General features: G+C 71.2%; 15 protein-coding genes. 10 read left to right on the top strand and 5 right to left on the bottom strand.

The features are described from left to right. The first annotated feature begins 28 nt into the window (after positions 1–28). A complete protein-coding gene (locus ACFWW9_RS23390) occupies positions 29–1,351 on the top strand; it encodes an MFS transporter (RefSeq protein ID WP_390381595.1) in 1,323 nt (440 codons plus the stop codon). Here ACFWW9_RS23390 and ACFWW9_RS23385 read toward each other — a convergent pair. After that, entirely contained in the window at positions 1,312–1,941 is a 630-nt protein-coding gene (locus tag ACFWW9_RS23385) for a GntR family transcriptional regulator (RefSeq protein WP_390381592.1), read from the bottom strand. The two genes, ACFWW9_RS23390 and ACFWW9_RS23385, sit on opposite strands and share 40 nt — an antisense overlap. A gap of 30 nt (positions 1,942–1,971) precedes the next feature. Here ACFWW9_RS23385 and ACFWW9_RS23380 point away from each other — a divergent pair, with 30 nt between their 5' ends. Both ACFWW9_RS23380 and ACFWW9_RS23375 read left to right on the top strand, forming a co-directional pair. Continuing rightward, positions 1,972–2,751, top strand: coding sequence for a carbon-nitrogen hydrolase family protein (locus tag ACFWW9_RS23380; protein ID WP_390381589.1), 780 nt, complete (start codon positions 1,972–1,974; stop codon positions 2,749–2,751). A 72-nt stretch (positions 2,752–2,823) separates the two neighbouring features. Then, a complete protein-coding gene (locus ACFWW9_RS23375; RefSeq protein ID WP_390381587.1) occupies positions 2,824–3,399 on the top strand; it encodes a hypothetical protein in 576 nt (191 codons plus the stop codon). Here the strand turns inward: ACFWW9_RS23375 and nadC are convergent. From nadC to nadA, 3 genes are read right to left on the bottom strand one after another with little or no spacing between them, the layout of a single operon-like run. Beyond that, the gene (nadC, locus tag ACFWW9_RS23370; protein ID WP_390381584.1) at positions 3,396–4,223 is read right to left on the bottom strand and encodes a carboxylating nicotinate-nucleotide diphosphorylase; all 828 of its coding nucleotides are present in this window, start codon (positions 4,221–4,223) and stop codon (positions 3,396–3,398) included. The two genes, ACFWW9_RS23375 and nadC, sit on opposite strands and share 4 nt — an antisense overlap. Continuing rightward, positions 4,220–5,839 (bottom strand): L-aspartate oxidase, encoded by a 1,620-nt coding sequence (locus ACFWW9_RS23365; protein ID WP_390381582.1) that lies wholly within the window; start codon positions 5,837–5,839, stop codon positions 4,220–4,222. Before ACFWW9_RS23365 ends, nadC begins: the two co-directional genes overlap by 4 nt. Next, entirely contained in the window at positions 5,836–6,855 is a 1,020-nt protein-coding gene (nadA, locus tag ACFWW9_RS23360; protein ID WP_390381579.1) for a quinolinate synthase NadA, read from the bottom strand. Before nadA ends, ACFWW9_RS23365 begins: the two co-directional genes overlap by 4 nt. A gap of 68 nt (positions 6,856–6,923) precedes the next feature. Here nadA and ACFWW9_RS23355 point away from each other — a divergent pair, with 68 nt between their 5' ends. The 6 genes from ACFWW9_RS23355 to ACFWW9_RS23330 all read left to right on the top strand — a co-directional run bounded on the left by ACFWW9_RS23355 (position 6,924) and on the right by ACFWW9_RS23330 (position 13,790). Continuing rightward, the gene (locus ACFWW9_RS23355) at positions 6,924–7,628 is read left to right on the top strand and encodes an NUDIX domain-containing protein (RefSeq protein ID WP_390381577.1); all 705 of its coding nucleotides are present in this window, start codon (positions 6,924–6,926) and stop codon (positions 7,626–7,628) included. 9 nt (positions 7,629–7,637) lie between these two features. Continuing rightward, on the top strand, positions 7,638–8,318 hold the full coding sequence (locus tag ACFWW9_RS23350) for an LON peptidase substrate-binding domain-containing protein (protein WP_390381574.1): 681 nt from the start codon (positions 7,638–7,640) through the stop codon (positions 8,316–8,318). 1,286 nt (positions 8,319–9,604) lie between these two features. After that, complete coding sequence (locus ACFWW9_RS23345) at positions 9,605–10,852, top strand: MFS transporter (protein WP_390381571.1); 1,248 nt, start codon at positions 9,605–9,607, stop codon at positions 10,850–10,852. After that, positions 10,849–11,604, top strand: coding sequence for a putative hydro-lyase (locus tag ACFWW9_RS23340; RefSeq protein WP_390381568.1), 756 nt, complete (start codon positions 10,849–10,851; stop codon positions 11,602–11,604). Before ACFWW9_RS23345 ends, ACFWW9_RS23340 begins: the two co-directional genes overlap by 4 nt. Positions 11,605–11,891: 287 nt before the next feature. Next, positions 11,892–12,686: a chitosanase gene (locus ACFWW9_RS23335; RefSeq protein ID WP_390381698.1), complete on the top strand. Its 795-nt coding sequence runs from the start codon at positions 11,892–11,894 to the stop codon at positions 12,684–12,686. Positions 12,687–12,938: 252 nt separating this feature from the next. Beyond that, positions 12,939–13,790 (top strand): chitosanase, encoded by an 852-nt coding sequence (locus tag ACFWW9_RS23330; protein ID WP_390381565.1) that lies wholly within the window; start codon positions 12,939–12,941, stop codon positions 13,788–13,790. 52 nt (positions 13,791–13,842) lie between these two features. Here the strand turns inward: ACFWW9_RS23330 and ACFWW9_RS23325 are convergent, their stop codons facing one another. Further along, positions 13,843–14,163 (bottom strand): winged helix-turn-helix transcriptional regulator, encoded by a 321-nt coding sequence (locus tag ACFWW9_RS23325; RefSeq protein ID WP_390381562.1) that lies wholly within the window; start codon positions 14,161–14,163, stop codon positions 13,843–13,845. A 63-nt stretch (positions 14,164–14,226) separates the two neighbouring features. Here ACFWW9_RS23325 and ACFWW9_RS23320 point away from each other — a divergent pair, with 63 nt between their 5' ends. Then, the gene (locus tag ACFWW9_RS23320; RefSeq protein WP_390381559.1) at positions 14,227–15,123 is read left to right on the top strand and encodes a TIGR03619 family F420-dependent LLM class oxidoreductase; all 897 of its coding nucleotides are present in this window, start codon (positions 14,227–14,229) and stop codon (positions 15,121–15,123) included. Positions 15,124–15,162 lie beyond the last annotated feature (39 nt).

Here is a 15,162-nt window from a genome sequence, read left to right as displayed (position 1 = left end):
ACGAGTTGTATACAGGCAGTATTACACGATGCCGTCGACTCAGACCACCGCCGTGGGCAGGCCCGCATTGATCCGCGCGTTCGCCGCGTCGCTCTCCGGCACCGCGCTGGAGTGGTACGACTTCGCGATCTACAACGTGGCCGCCGCCGTGGTGCTCGGCCCGCTGTTCTTCCCCAGCTCCGAACCGCTGACCGCGACCCTGCTGGCGTTCTCCACCTACGCCGTCGGGTACCTGTCCCGACCGCTGGGCGGGTTCCTGTTCGGCAGGCTCGGCGACACGCTGGGCCGCAAGCGCGTGCTCGTGACGACCCTGCTGATCACCGGTTTCGCCACGATGCTGATCGGCCTGCTGCCCACGCACGCGGCCATCGGCGGCCTCGCGGGCGTGCTGCTGGTGGTGCTGCGCTTCGCGCAGGGCGTCGGCCTCGGCGGCGAGTGGGGCGGGGCCGTGCTGCTGTCCAGCGAGTACGGCGATCCCAAGCAGCGCGGCTTCTGGGCGTCGGCCGCGCAGATCGGGCCGCCCGCGGGAAACCTGATGGCGAACGGCGTCCTGGCGCTGCTGGGCGCGCTGCTCACCGACGAGCAGTTCCTGTCGTGGGGCTGGCGGGTCGCGTTCCTGCTGTCCGCGGTGCTCGTGGCGTTCGGCCTGTGGATCCGGCTGAAGCTGGAGGAGACGCCGGTGTTCAAGGCGATCCAGGAGAGCGGCGACCGGCCGACCGCGCCGATCAGCGAGGTGTTCCGCACCCAGCGCCGCCCGCTGGTGGCCGCCGTCCTGTGCCGCGTGGGCCCGGACGTGCTCTACGCCCTGTTCACCGTGTTCGTCCTGACCTACATCACCACGCAGCTCGGCCTGCCGCGCAACGCCGGCCTCACCGCCGTGCTGATCGCCTCGGCGTGCCAGCTCGTCCTGATGCCGCTGGCCGGGTGGCTGTCGGACCGGGTGAACCGCCGGGTCCTCTACGCGGGCGCGGCCCTGTGCGGCGCGGTGTGGCCGTTCGTGTTCTTCCCGCTGATCGACACCGGGTCGCGGCTGTACCTGGTGCTGGGCATCGTGGTCGGGCTCGCGTTCCACGCGTTCATGTACGGCCCGCAGGCGGCGTTCATCTCCGAGCAGTTCACGCCCCGGCTGCGCTACACCGGCAGCTCGCTCGCCTACACCCTCGCGGGCGTGATCGGCGGGGCCGTCGCGCCTTTGGTGTTCACCGCGCTGCTGGCGTCGTTCAAGACCTGGGTGCTGGTCGCGGCCTACGTGACGATCGCCTGCGTGGTCACGCTGATCGGCCTCTACCTCGGGCGCGATCCCGAAGAGGATCAGGCGCCGAGCAGCACCTTGAGCGTCGACTCCAGGTGAGCGCTGATGGCGGCCGTGGCCGCGCCGACGTCCCCGGACTCGAGCGCGGCCACGATCGACTCGTGCTCCATCAGCACCGCGTCCTGCCTGCCCTCCGAGCGGTACAGCGCCACGACGCCCGCGCGCACCTGCCGTGCCCGCAGGCCCTCGTACACCTTGCCCATCAGCTCGTTGCCGGTCGCGGCCACCAGCAGGGCGTGGAACCGGCGGTCGACGTCGATGAACTCGCGCGCGTCCGCCATGCCCCGCAACGACGTCTGGCGTTCGATCGCCTCGCGCATCGCCCTGATCGGCGCGGTACCGGCGGCCAGCACGCGCTCGGCGGCGAACCGCTCGACCACGCCGCGCAGCTCCATCAGCTCGGCGACCTGGCGGCCGGAGATCGGGGCCACGTAAGCGCCCTTCTTCGGCACGAGCTGCACGAGGTCCTCCGCGGCGAGCAGCAGCAGCGCCTCGCGGATGGGGGTGCGGGACACGCCGATCCGGTCGGCCACGTCCTGCTCGCTGATGAACCGCCCCTGCATCTCGGGGTCGGCCAGGATGGTGTCCTTGAGGAACTCGTACGCCTTGTCGCGACCGGACACCTGCATACTGTGTGTATACCAGAGGAGGATCACCCCGTGCGCATCGCGCTCAGCCAGATCAGCTCGACCACCGACCCCGCGGAGAACCTCGACCTGGTGCGCGACGGGGTCCGCCGCGCCGCCGCCGACGGCGCCAGGGTCGTCCTCTTCCCCGAGGCGACCCAGTGCCGGTTCGGGGTGTCCCTCAAGCCGATCGCCGAGCCGTTGGACGGCCCGTGGGCGACGGCCGTGCGCGCCATCGCCGTGGAGCACGGCGTGGTCGTCGTCGCGGGCATGTTCACGCCCACCGCGGACGGCCGGGTGACCAACACGCTGCTGGTGACGGGGGCGGACGTGCACCTCGGCTACGACAAGATCCACCTGTTCGACGCGTTCGGGTTCCAGGAGTCGAGCACGGTCGCGCCGGGCGCGAAGCCGGTGACGATCGAGGTCGACGGGCTGACGCTGGGCATCGCCACCTGCTACGACATCCGCTTCCCCGAGCTGTTCCGGGCGCTGGCGGACCAGGGCGCGTCCGCCGTGCTGCTCGGGGCGTCGTGGGGCGCCGGGCCGGGGAAGGTCGAGCAGTGGGAGCTGCTGGTCCGGGCGCGGGCGCTGGACTGCACCTCGTGGGTGCTGGCGTGCGGGCAGGCCGATCCGGGCGTCGACCTCGGGTCCGCGCCCACCGGCGTCGGGCACAGCACGGTCGCGGACCCGTTGGGCAACGTCGTGGGAAGCCTTGGGGCGCAACCGGACCTGCTGGTGGTGGAGATCGACGCGGAGGCCGTGGAGAGCGCTCGGCGGACGTTGCCGGTGCTGGCGAACCGGCGGCTCTGACCGGGAGGTTTCCGCACGTTTGCGGACCGCGGAGACCGTCCGGATGATCTTCTCAGCGCATGGGGCACGGGCATGACGAACTCGGCTGAGTGGTACCAGGCGTGGGGCGCGGCCACCCACCTGTACCGGCACCTGTCGGCGGGCGGCGAGCCACAGCCGGTCTTCACGCCCGTGCGCCTCGCACCGGGTGAGACGTCGTACTCCGACGTGACACTGACGTACTCGCGGTTCTACGCCATGGACGTCGGCTACGAGACGAACAGCGGCTTCTTCTTCGGCTCGCCGCTGTTCGTCGCCGCGGGACTGGCCGCGAACGCCGTCGGCAACTCGATGGCGAGGAACCGGGCCGAGCAGCTGGCGGCCCCGCAGTGGCGCGAGCACTGCGCGGCGCGCACGGTCGTGACGGACCGGCGCACGCTGTGCTTCGCGGCGGGCCGGTGGCTCTCCTTCGACCACGACAGCGTCGTGGAGTTCACCGCCGACCCGCCGCGGGCAGTGTGCTTCCTGAACTTCGCCGCCGCGGAACCCCTGTGCCTGGCCGGGTTCAGCGCGCCGTGGCTGACCGTGCTGCTCGCCCGCTTCCTCTACGGCGCGGAACGCCTGCCGCAGCTCCCGTACCTGCGCCCGTTCGCGACGAGCCCGCTCTAGCGCAGGTCCATGCCCAGGTCCAGCGCGGGCGAGGAGTGCGTCAGCCCGCCGACGGCGAGGTAGTCGACGCCGGTCTCGGCGTACGCCCTCGCGACGGCCAGCGTGAGCCCGCCGGACGCCTCCAGCGGGACCCCGCCCGCCCGGCGGACGGCCTCGACGCACATCTCGGGCGTGAAGTTGTCCAGCAGCACCAGTTCCGCGCCCTCGGCGACGGCCTCGTCGAGCTGGTCGAGGCTGTCCACCTCGACCTCGCAGAACAGGTCGGGGGCGTGGGCGCGGACCGCCGCCATGGCGGCCTTCACCGACCCCGCCGCGACGACGTGGTTGTCCTTGATCAGGACGGCGTCGCCGAGACCCATGCGGTGGTTGACCCCGCCGCCGCAGCGGACCGCGTACTTCTCCAGCAAACGCAGGCCGGGCAACGTCTTGCGGGAGTCGCGGATGCGGGCCTTCGTGCCCGCCACCGCGTCGACCCACGCCGCCGTGGCGGTCGCGATGCCGGACAGGTGCGTGAGGAAGTTCAACGCCGTGCGCTCGGCGGTGAGCAGGTCGCGCACCCTGCCGCGCACGACCAGCGCGGGCTCGCCGGGCACGGCCTTCTCCCCGTCCTGCTTGTGCGACAGAACTTCCACGCCGGAGCCGAACACCTCCAGCGCCACCGGGACCCCGGCCAGCACGCCCGCCGCGCGCGGGGTCAGCTCGGCGACCGCCACCGCGTCGGCGGGCACGGTCGCCTCCGTCGTCGCGTCCGGGCCGTAGCGGAGGTCCTCCGCGAGCGCCAGCGCGATCGCCCGGCGGGCGTCTTCCAGGTCCAGCGTGGTCATGCCGCTCCCCAGGCCATGACGGGATCCGCGAGCACGGGCTGGCCGGTCGGCGTGAGCCGGACGACCTGGCTCCGGTGCCAGCGCACCTCGTCCCGTTCGGTGTGGTCGGTCCGCACGTGGCAGCCGCGCGACTCGGTCCGCTCGGCGGCCGCCGCGATGAGCGCCCGCGCCGCCAGCGTCAGCGCCGCGTCCTCCACCAGCCGCCGGGTGTCGAGCACCCGGTCCACAGTGGACAGGTCGAGCACGGAGCCGACGACCGCGAGGCCCTCGGCGTCCCGGCCGATGGCCGCGTACCGGCTCATGACCCGTTGCAGCGAGTCGCGGTCGGCGACCGGGGCCGTCGGCAGCACCGGGTCGAGCGCGGCCTTCGGGTCGGCCAGCAGGCCCAGCGCCAAGTCCGCCGCGATGGCCTCGGCGGACCGCGTGCCGACGACCAGTCCCTCCAGCAAGCTGTTGGACGCCAGGCGGTTCGCGCCGTGCAGCCCGGTGCGGGCCACCTCGCCCGCCGCGTACAGGCCGGTGACGGCGGTGCGCCCGTCGACGTCGGCCATCACGCCGCCGCACGCGAAGTGCGCCGCCGGGGCGACCGGGATCGGGTCGTGCGCCGGGTCGACGCCCGCCGCGACGCAGGCCGCGTGGACGGTCGGGAACCGGGTCGCCATCGAGCCGAGACCGGTGGCGTCGAGGAACACGTGGTCGTCGACCCCGCCGGGACCGGCCGCCATGTGCCGGGTGATGGCCGCCGCGACCACGTCGCGAGGAGCCAGGTCCTCCAACGGGTGCACGCCCTTCATGACCCGCGCGCCGGTCGCGTCGACGAGCACCGCGCCCTCGCCGCGGACGGCCTCGGTGATCAGCGGGCAGCGGCCGCGCGCGCCGCGACCGGTGTACAGGACGGTCGGGTGGAACTGGACGAACTCGACGTCCGCGGCCATGGCCCCGGCCCGCATCGCCAGCGCCAGCCCGTCGCCGGTGGCGACCTCGGGGTTGGACGTGGCCTGGTAGAGCTGGCCGAGCCCGCCGCTGGCCAGCAGCACCGCGGGCGCGCCGATCACGCCGGGGACGCCGTTGCCGTCCAGCACCAGCAGCCCGCACACCGCGCCGAGCGGCGTCCGCAGCGCGTCGACCGCGACGTGCTGCTCCAGCACCGGCAGTCGACCGTCGACCGTGGCCGCGAGCAGCGCCCGTTCGACCTCGGCCCCGGTCGCGTCGCCGCCGGAGTGCACCACGCGGAACGCCGTGTGCCCGCCTTCGCGGGTGCGCGCCAGGTGACCGTCCGGCTTGGCGTCGAACACCGCGCCGCGCTCGCGCAGCCGCGTGACCGCCTCCGGTCCGCCGGAGATGACCGCGGTGACGGCGTCGGTGTCGCAGAGGCCCGCGCCCGCGACGAGCGTGTCGCCGATGTGCGCGTCGACCGTGTCGCCCTCGTCGTGCTCACCGGGCAGCACGACGGCGACGCCGCCCTGCGCCCAGCGCGTGTTGCCGTCCGGCCCGCTGGCCTTCGTGACGACGAGGACCCGCAGGCCCAGTTCGTGGGCGCGCAGCGCGGCCGTCAGGCCCGCCACCCCCGTGCCGACCACGACGAGGTCGGCACGGGCCTCCCACCGCGGCCTCACTCGCCGCCGCCGGGCTTGCCGATCTCGATCATCCGCTGCACCGACGCCTGCGCCCGCTTGGCGGTCTCCGGGTCGACGTGCACCTCGTCCTTGTTCTCGCGCAGGCAGCGCAGCAGCGCGGTCGGCGTGATCATCTTCATGTACTTGCACGACGCCCGGTCGTTCACCGCGCGGAAGTCGATCTCCGGCGCGGCCTTGCGCAGCTGGTGCAGCATGCCGATCTCGGTCGCGACCAGCACGGACTTCGCCGTGGTCCCGCGCGCGGCGGTGATCATGTCGCCGGTCGAGAGGATGCGGACCTGGTTCGCGGGCACGATGCCCTCGCCCGCGAGGTAGAGCGCCGAGGTGGCGCAGCCGCACTCCGGGTGGATGAACAGGTCGGCCTCGGGGTCCTCGGCCGCGCGCGCCGCCAGCTCGGGGCCGTTGATGCCCGCGTGCACGTGGCACTCGCCCGCCCAGATGTGCAGGTTCTCGCGGCCGGTCTCGCGCTTCACGTGCGCGCCGAGGAACTGGTCCGGCAGGAACAGCACCTCGCGGTCGGCGGGGATGGAGGCGACGACGTCGACCGCGTTCGAGGACGTGCAGCAGATGTCCGTCTCGGCCTTCACCTCGGCCGTGGTGTTCACGTAGGACACGACCACCGCGCCGGGGTGCTCGGCCTTCCACTCGCGCAGCTGCGCGCCGGTGATCGAGTCGGCGAGCGAGCAGCCCGCCCGCTCGTCCGGGATCAGCACGGTCTTCTGCGGGGCCAGGATCTTCGCGGTCTCGGCCATGAAGTGGACGCCGCAGAAGATGATCGTGGAGGCCTCGCTGGCGGCCGCGATCCGGCTCAGCGCGAGCGAGTCGCCCGTGTGGTGGGCGATGTCCTGGATCTCGGGCAGCTGGTAGTTGTGGGCGAGGATCACCGCGTCGCGCTGACGTGCGAGTTCGAGCACCTCCGCGCGCCAGGACGCGTCGGCCTCGATGCCGTCGTACGCGCCGTCTGAGGTTCGCTCCACATATGCGGTAGCGACCATGGGGTCCTCCTCGCGACTCTCCGAGGTTTTCGCCTTTGGGTCGAAAACGTGACCGATAGTATCAGCCCGTGGGTCTCGCGGGACATGAGGTGTTGGCCGCAGTACTCCAGGTGAGAGCCGGATCACTCCAGGTCATGCTCTGGCGACGCGCTCGGGAACCGCACGCTCACCGGTGGTCACTCCCCGGCGGCGCGCTCGGCGACCGGGAGGACATCGAGGCCTCGATCCGCCGCCAGCTGGCGGAGAAGGTCGACGTCAGGCAGCTCTCGCACGTGGAGCAGCTGTCGGTCTTCAGCGCCCCGGACCGGGTCCCCGGACCGCGCGTCGTGGCGACCGCGTTCCTCGGCCTGGTGCCCTCCGACATCGACCCGGTCGTGCCCGCGGACACCGAGTGGTTCCCGGTCGACGACCTCCCCGTGACCGCGTTCGACCACCGGTCGATCATCCACAAGGCCCGGCACCGGCTTGGCTCGAAGCTGTCGTACACGAACCTCGGATTCGCCTTGGCGCCACCGGACTTCACCATCTCCGCGCTCCGCGAGCTGTACTCCGCGGCACTGGGCTACCGGGTCTCCGCCACCAACCTGCAACGCGTCCTCTCCCGCCGCGGCCTGCTGGAACCCACCGGCGACACCAGCCCACCCGGCCCCACCGGCGGCAGGCCCGCGGCCCTTTTCCGTTTCAGCGCAAGGGGAATCCTGGTGACCGACCAGTTCGCCGTGCTGCGCCCGCCGTCGACCGGCCGTCCGGCGGGCACGACCGCCACGTCGTAACGTGAAGGCGTGACCGAGACGCTCCCCCTGTTCCCGCTGGGCACCGTGCTGATGCCCGGAGCGTCCTTGCCGCTGCACATCTTCGAGCCCCGGTACCGCCAGCTGACCGTCGACCTGGTCACCGGCGTCCTGCCGGACCGCCAGTTCGGCGTGATCTCGCTGCGCGAGGGCTGGGCGATGGGCACCGACAACGTGGCGTCGATGCGCGAAGTGGGCTGCTCCGCCCTGCTCCGCGAAGCGCGCAGGCTCAACGACGGCAGGTTCGACATCGTCACCCGCGGCGAACAACGCTTCAAGCTGCTGTCGGTGGACCACACCGCCGCGCCGTACCTGGTGGGCGAGGTGGAATGGCTACCGGACACCCCGACACCCCCACCCGTGGCCGAAGTCCTGCCCTTGATGGCCGACTCCGCCCGCGCCGCCCACCAGCGCTACTGCGCCGCCGCGTGGCACAAGGAAGACTGGGCCCCACCACCAGCGGAAACCACGCACGAGCTGTTGTCGTACCTGCTGGCGGGGGATTGCCTGTTGGCGTTGGAGGACCGGCAGCGACTGCTGGAGGAGACCTCGGCGGCCCGGAGACTGCGCTTGGTCCGCCGGATGCTGCACCGGGAGGCGGGCATCTTGAGCGCTTTGCGCGCCGTGCCGGTACCGCTGGCCGAGTTCGGGCACTTGCCGAACCCGAACTAGGTGCGGGGCCGCGAGGTTGGGGCTGAACGGCCCGTTCACCGGACCTCGCGGCTCGCCCGTTCCGCCTGAACGGTCCGTTCACCGACACTTGGCGACCGAGTCGGAGCGGCAGGGAATCGAACGGTCCACTCACCCGCTTCAGACCTCACCGAGCCCGACCGAACGGACCGTTCACCAACACCCGGCAGCCGAGCCGGAGCAGTGCGAGGGTTGAACGGTCCATTCACCCAGTCCCACACCGCGCCGAGTCCAGCCGAACGGACCGTTCACGAACCTCGGAATCCCTGCGGTTCGAGCTGAATGGACCGTTCACCGGGCTCGCAGCCGGTTCCGGCTGAATGGACCGTTCATCAAGCTCGGCGACCGAACCGGAGAGTCGCATCGGGGTCGAGCGGGCCAACCATCGGCCCTCGCGCCAAGTCGGATCCGGCTGAACGGACCGTTCACCAGCCTTCGAGAACCTGCCATTCAGGCTGAATGGACCGCTCACCAGCCCCCAGGGGCACGGCATGGACTGAACGGACCGTTCACCCGGCCTCCTTGGGCTGCCGTTTCGGCCGAATGGACCGTTCACCGGCTTGGGGGCTGCGGCGCGGCCTGAGTGGACCGGTCACCTGGGCTGGTCGTCTCCGGAGTCGCGGCAGATTGCGGCAGAGGGCGCGAGTCGCCCCCACCGCAGCCACCGAAGCGATCCACCAGCAGAAGCCACCCGCAGCGATTCCCAACCGCCCCGCCGACCGCCCCCTCGGCGGGCATCCATGGCACCAAAGCGGCCCGGCACCGCCGCCACTCGCCAAGTCTTCATTCCACCAGCCACCCGCCAAGACGGCTGGGCCCCGCTCGCCACCCCTCCGAACAGCACGCCACCACCCACGCGCCACCCCGCCGGACAGCCCACTCACACGCCACCCCGCCGAGCAGCCCGCCCGCACGCCACCCCGCCAAATAGCCCTCCACTTCCCATCGACGCCCAACCCCGCCGAGCAGCCCTCCACTGCCCACACACCACCCCCGCCAAGCAGCCCATCACCGCCCACCCACACACCGCCCGCCCGCCAAACCCCCAACCCTCCACCGCCACCCACACACCACACTCGCCGAGCAGCCGCTCCCTGCACCGCCCCCCTCCGAACCCCCAACCCTCCAGGGCACACCCGAATGCACCCCGCCACAAGCGGAAGCTTCCGCCGATTGCCCCCTTGAAGGATTGTTCAACAATCCCCTACCGTGTGAGCCACAGCACAAACTCTCCCCCCACCCATCGCGAGACCCGTTGAGAGGTGCGAATGAGTACGACATCCACGACCCCGGAGGCTCGGCAAGGCTGGTTCAGGTCGCTTGGACCGCGTGGTAAGCGGGCGTTCGTCGGGGCGTTCGGCGGTTACGGCCTCGACTCCTACGACTACTGGATCCTTCCCCTCAGCCTCGTGGCGATCACGTCGTTCTTCGGGATCTCCAAAGGCCAAGCCGGGCTGTTGAACACGGCCACGCTGGTACTCTCCGCGCTCGGCGGTGCGGTGGCCGGGGTGTTGGCCGATCGGATCGGGCGGGTGCGGACCCTTCTCCTCACGGTCCTCACCTACGCCGTGTTCACGGTCCTCTGCGGGTTCGCCACCAGCTACGAGATGCTGCTCGTGTTCCGCGGCCTGCAAGGGCTCGGGTTCGGTGGGGAGTGGGCCGCCGGGGCGATCCTGGTGGCCGAGTACTCGAAGCCGGAGTACCGCGGGCGGGCCGTGGCGTTCATCCAGAGCGCGTGGGCGGTCGGGTGGGGGCTGGCGGTGGTGGTCTACACCGTCGTGTTCTCCGTGGCGGGGCCGGACCTGGCGTGGCGGATCATGTTCTGGACCGGGGCGCTGCCCGCGGTGCTGATCCTCTACATCCGACGCACGGTGCAGGACGCTCCGGGAACCGTGGAGCAGCGCGAGAAGAGCACGCGGAACTTCTCGGCGATCTTCGCCAGGGACCTGAGGAAGACCACGTTCTTCGCCGCCCTCCTGGCGACCGGCGTGCAGGGCGGGTACTACACGCTCGCCACCTGGCTGCCGACGTACCTCAAGACCGAGCGCGGACTGTCCGTCATCAACACCACGGGCTACTACGCGTTCCTGATTTCCGGAGCGTTCATCGGGTACGTGTGCGGCGGGTTCGTCACGGACCGGTTGGGGCGCAAGAAGACCTTCGCCCTCTTCGCCGTCCTGTCCGCCGTGCTGATCATGCTCTACACGCAAATCCCCACCGGCGCGAACACGGCCGTGCTGTTCCTCGGGTTCCCGCTCGGCTTCTGCGCGTCGGCCATCTTCAGCGGGTTCGGCTCGTTCCTCGCGGAGCTGTACCCGACGGACGTGCGCGGCACCGGGCAGGGCTTCACCTACAACTTCGGCCGGGCCGTCGGGGCGCTCTTCCCGGCGGGCGTCGGGTTCCTGGCGGAGAGCATGGGCGTCGGCGGCGCGATGGTGTTCGGGGCGGCCGCGTACGGCGTCGCGGTGCTGGCGCTGCTGGGACTGCCGGAGACCCTGGGACGGGAGCTGACGTGACACCGGAGGAGGTCCGGGCCCGCGCGAGCGGGCCCACGGCCGGTCTGGCGACGGGGTTCGCGCAGGCGAACCTCATCGCCGTCCCGGCCGACTGGGCGTACGACGTGCTGCTGTTCACGCAGCGGAACCCGAAGCCGTGCCCGGTGCTGGACGTGACGGACGCGGGCAGCCCGCGGACCGTCCTCGCGCCCGGCGCCGACCTGCGGACGGACCTGCCGCGCTACCGGGTGTGGCGCGACGGCGCGCTCGTCGAGGAGCCGACCGACGCCACGCCGTTCTGGCGCGACGACCTGGTGGCGTTCCTCATCGGGTGCAGCTTCACGTTCGAGGGCGACCTGGCGAGGGCCGGGGTGCCGCTGCGGCACGTCGAGCAGGGCCGCAACGTGCCGATGTTCGTGACGAACCGCGAGTGCCGCCCGGCGGGCCGGGTGCACGGGCCGATGGTGGTGTCGCTGCGCTGGATCCCAGAGGACCTCGTCGACACCGCGGCGAGGGTCAGCGGCCGGATGCCCGCGGTGCACGGGTCGCCGGTCCACGTGGGCGACCCGGCCGCGCTGGGCGTCGCCGACCCGGCCGCGCCGGACTTCGGGGACCCGGTCGCCGCCGAGCCCGGTGACGTGCCGGTGTTCTGGGCGTGCGGGGTGACGCCGCAGGCCGCGCTGATGGCGTCGAGGCCGCCGTTCGCCATCACCCACGCGCCGGGCCACATGTTCGTGACCGACGTGCCGGACTCCGAGTACCGGGTCGGCTAGGCAACAGGTCCGGACCACTGTCTGATTTGTCCGCGAATGGACCTCCATATCCCACCTGGACCACTGGTACTGAGTGGTCCAAAAGTGCATGTCAGACGAATTGGGTAAGAAGGTTGCCTAATAGCGTTTCCGTGGATTACGGTGACCGCCATCACCCCAGATCCCACCGGGTGCCTCACGAAAGATGCAGACACCAGCCGCCGCAGCCGTGTGTCCCATCCCCTGTTTTCGCGGAGGTTTTCGTGTTCAACTCAGGCAGGCTCCTGCGCCTGGCCGCGGTGGCGACGATGTCGATCGCCCTGGTCTCCTCGGTCACCACCACGGCTGCGCTCGCGAAGCCGATGTCCGCGGACGGGGTCAGCGCCGCCGCGGTCGACCTGGACAACGCGGCCAAGAAGGAGATCGCGATGAAGCTGGTCTCCAGCGCCGAGAACTCGTCGTTGGACTGGAAGGCCCAGTACAGCTACATCGAGGACATCGGCGACGGCCGCGGCTACACCGCGGGCATCATCGGCTTCTGCTCCGGCACGCACGACATGCTCGAACTGGTGCAGGAGTACACCAAGCGCTCGCCCAACAACATCCTGGCGAAGTACCTGCCCGCGCTGAAGAAGGTCGACGGCTCGGACTCGCACACCGGCCTCGGCAACGCGTACGTGAAGGACTGGAAGACCGCCGCGAAGGACCAGGTCTTCAAGGACTCGCAGAACTTCGAGCGCGACCGCGTGTACTTCACCCCCGCCGTGAACCAGGGCAAGGCCGACGGCGTCCGCGCCCTTGGCCAGTTCGCCTACTACGACGCGATCGTCGTGCACGGCGACGGTGACGACAGCACCAGCTTCCGCAACATCCGCAAGCGCGCGCTCGGCAAGGCGAAGCCCCCGTCACAGGGCGGCAACGAGACCACGTGGCTCAACGCCTTCCTCGACGCCCGCGTGTGGGCCATGCAGCAGGAGGAGGCGCACTCGGACACCTCGCGCATCGACACCGCGCAGCGCGTGTTCCTCAAGGCGGGCAACCTCGACCTGAACCCGCCGCTCAAGTGGAAGGTCTACGGCGACAGCTACAGCATCAACTCGTAGTCGTCACACCGGCAACGGCCCCCCGACCCACTCGGTCGGGGGGCCGTTTCGCGTCCTGAGTAGACCGAACGTTCCCCTGGAAACCGTTGCCGTTAAACAGGAATCTCCGAAAAACTGGATATGGCAAGAAGGTTGCCCAATAGGCGGTGACGCCGTTACGGTGGCGATCGCCCACCCAGCTCCCTGCCGGGTGGCACCCGAACGGACACCCCGCCGCCGTGTCCCATCCCCTGTTCCGCGGAGGTTCCTCTCGTGCTGAACTCAGGCAGGCTCCTGCGCCTCGCCGCAGTAGCAGCCCTCTCGATCTCGCTCGTGTCCGCGGGAACCACGAGCGCCCTGGCGCGGCCGATGGCCGCCGACGGCGCTCGTGCCGCGGACGACGTCCGGGCGGCGGCGGTCGGCCTGGACGACCCCGCCAAGAAGGAAATCGCGATGAAGCTCGTCTCCAGCGCGGAGAACTCCTCGCTGGACTGGAAGGCGCAGTACGGCTACATCGAGGACATCGGCGACGGCCGCGGCTACACCGGCGGCATCATCGGCTTCTGCTCCGGCACGCACGACATGCTGGAGCTCGTCCAGGAGTACTCGAACCGGGCTCCCGGCAACGTGCTGGAGAAGTACCTGCCCGCCCTGCGCGAGGTCGACGGCTCGGACTCGCACGACGGCCTGGACCCGAACTACACCAGGGACTGGAAGACGGCCGCGAGCGACCCGGTCTTCCAGGCGTCGCAGAACGACGAGCGCGACCGGGTGTACTTCAACCCCGCCGTGAACCAGGGCAAGTCGGACGGCGTCCGCACGCTCGGCCAGTTCATCTACTACGACGCCATCGTCATGCACGGCGACGGCAGCGGCACCGGCTTCCGCGGCATCCGCAACCGCGCGCTGGGCAAGGCGAAGCCGCCGTCGCAGGGCGGCGACGAGACCGCGTGGCTGAACGCGTTCCTGGACGCCCGCGTGTGGGCGATGCAGCAGGAGGAGGCGCACTCGGACACCTCGCGCGTCGACACCGCGCAGCGGGTGTTCCTGAACGCGGGCAACTTCGACCTCACCCCGCCGCTCAGGTGGAAGGTCTACGGCGACAGCTACACCATCAACTCGTAGTCGCCACACCGACAAGGCCCTCCGACCGCCAGGTCGGGGGGCCTTTCGGCGTTCACGCGGGCAGGTGGAGCTCCGCCCAGTCGGAGATCTGCTGGAGGGCGGGCATCAGCGCGCACCCGGCCGGGGTCAGCGCGTAGGTCACGGCCACCGGCGGGCCGTCGGACACCGTCCGCGACACCAGGCCCGCGTCGGTCAGCGTCGCCAGCCGCTCCGCGAGCACGGAGTCGCTCACCTTGCCGAGGCTCCGGGACAGCTCCCGGTACCCGGCCGGACCACGACCGAGCTGCCCCAGCAGCAGCCCGGTCCACCTCGTACCCAGCAGCGAGAACGCGCGGGTCAGCGCCGCGTCCCCGCGTTCGCACTCGTCGGACATGAGCTGATGCTAATCTCGAGGGGCACTTCTAAATAAGAAGTAGCTTCTCCAAGGGAGTGACTCGTGAAGATCGGATTCACGCTTCCCCAGGTCGGCAAGGTCGCCTGGCAGGCTCCGCAGGTCGCGCGGTACGCGCGGGAGGCCGAACGGCTGGGCGCTGCCAGCCTGTGGGTCATCGACCGGCTGCTCTCCCCGGTGGACCCCGAGATCGGCTACAACGGCGCCGACACGTTCCCCGAGGAGTTCAGCGCGATCCTCGACCCGTTCGTGCTGCTCGGCGTGGCCGCGACGGCGACCGAGCGGGTGGAGATCGGCAGCAACATCCTCAACACCCCGTGGTACCCGCCCGCCCTGCTGGCCCGCACGCTCACGACGCTCGACGTCCTCAGCGGCGGCCGCCTGGTGCCGGGGTTCGGCACGGGCTGGTCGCCCGAGGAGTACGTGGCGGCGGGGGTGCCGATGAAGGAGCGGGGCGCCCGGCTCGACGAGACCCTCGACGCGCTGGAGCAGTTGTGGACCGCCGACCCGGCGGAGTTCCACGGCGAGCACTGGCAGGTGCCCGCCACGAAGTCCGCGCTCAAGCCCGTGCGGCGTCCCCCGGTCTACCTCGCGGGCTTCGCCCCGGCCGCGATGCGCCGGGTCGCCCGCCGGGCCGACGGCTGGCTGCCCGCCGTCGCGCCGCCCGGCATGACCGACCTCGACGCCATGGTGGTCAAGCCGCTGGCGGCCATCCGCGCGATGCGGGCCGACCTGGGCCGGGACCCCGCCACCCTCGACGCGATCCTGCGGGTCTACCCGACCGTGCGCTCGACGACGGTCGTCGCCGACGTGGCGGACACGATCAAGCGGGTCCAGGACCAGACGGACGTGCGGCACGTCCTCGTCGACCTGATGTACCAGGCGGACGACGTGGACGGCCTGCTGGGACTCGTGGAGTGGATCCTCGACGCCACGCGGTAGCGGCCCGGGGGGGGGGGGGGGGGCGCACCCCCGGGGGCC

The organism is Umezawaea sp. NPDC059074, assembly GCF_042738955.1.
Classification (GTDB): domain Bacteria; phylum Actinomycetota; class Actinomycetes; order Mycobacteriales; family Pseudonocardiaceae; genus Umezawaea.
Note: the sequence above shows the minus strand (reverse complement) of the source record. Positions and strands in the feature narration are given on the sequence as shown.

What these genes read in the sequence shown, in the direction of transcription:
- ACFWW9_RS23390 (WP_390381595.1), top strand. Translation starts at nt 29, where the DNA reads ATGCCGTCGACTCAGACCACCGCCGTGGGCAGGCCCGCATTGATCCGC.
- ACFWW9_RS23385 (WP_390381592.1), bottom strand. Translation starts at nt 1,941, where the DNA reads ATGCAGGTGTCCGGTCGCGACAAGGCGTACGAGTTCCTCAAGGACACC.
- ACFWW9_RS23375 (WP_390381587.1), top strand. Translation starts at nt 2,824, where the DNA reads ATGACGAACTCGGCTGAGTGGTACCAGGCGTGGGGCGCGGCCACCCAC.
- nadC (WP_390381584.1), bottom strand. Translation starts at nt 4,223, where the DNA reads ATGACCACGCTGGACCTGGAAGACGCCCGCCGGGCGATCGCGCTGGCG.
- nadA (WP_390381579.1), bottom strand. Translation starts at nt 6,855, where the DNA reads ATGGTCGCTACCGCATATGTGGAGCGAACCTCAGACGGCGCGTACGAC.
- ACFWW9_RS23345 (WP_390381571.1), top strand. Translation starts at nt 9,605, where the DNA reads ATGAGTACGACATCCACGACCCCGGAGGCTCGGCAAGGCTGGTTCAGG.
- ACFWW9_RS23335 (WP_390381698.1), top strand. Translation starts at nt 11,892, where the DNA reads ATGTCGATCGCCCTGGTCTCCTCGGTCACCACCACGGCTGCGCTCGCG.
- ACFWW9_RS23325 (WP_390381562.1), bottom strand. Translation starts at nt 14,163, where the DNA reads ATGTCCGACGAGTGCGAACGCGGGGACGCGGCGCTGACCCGCGCGTTC.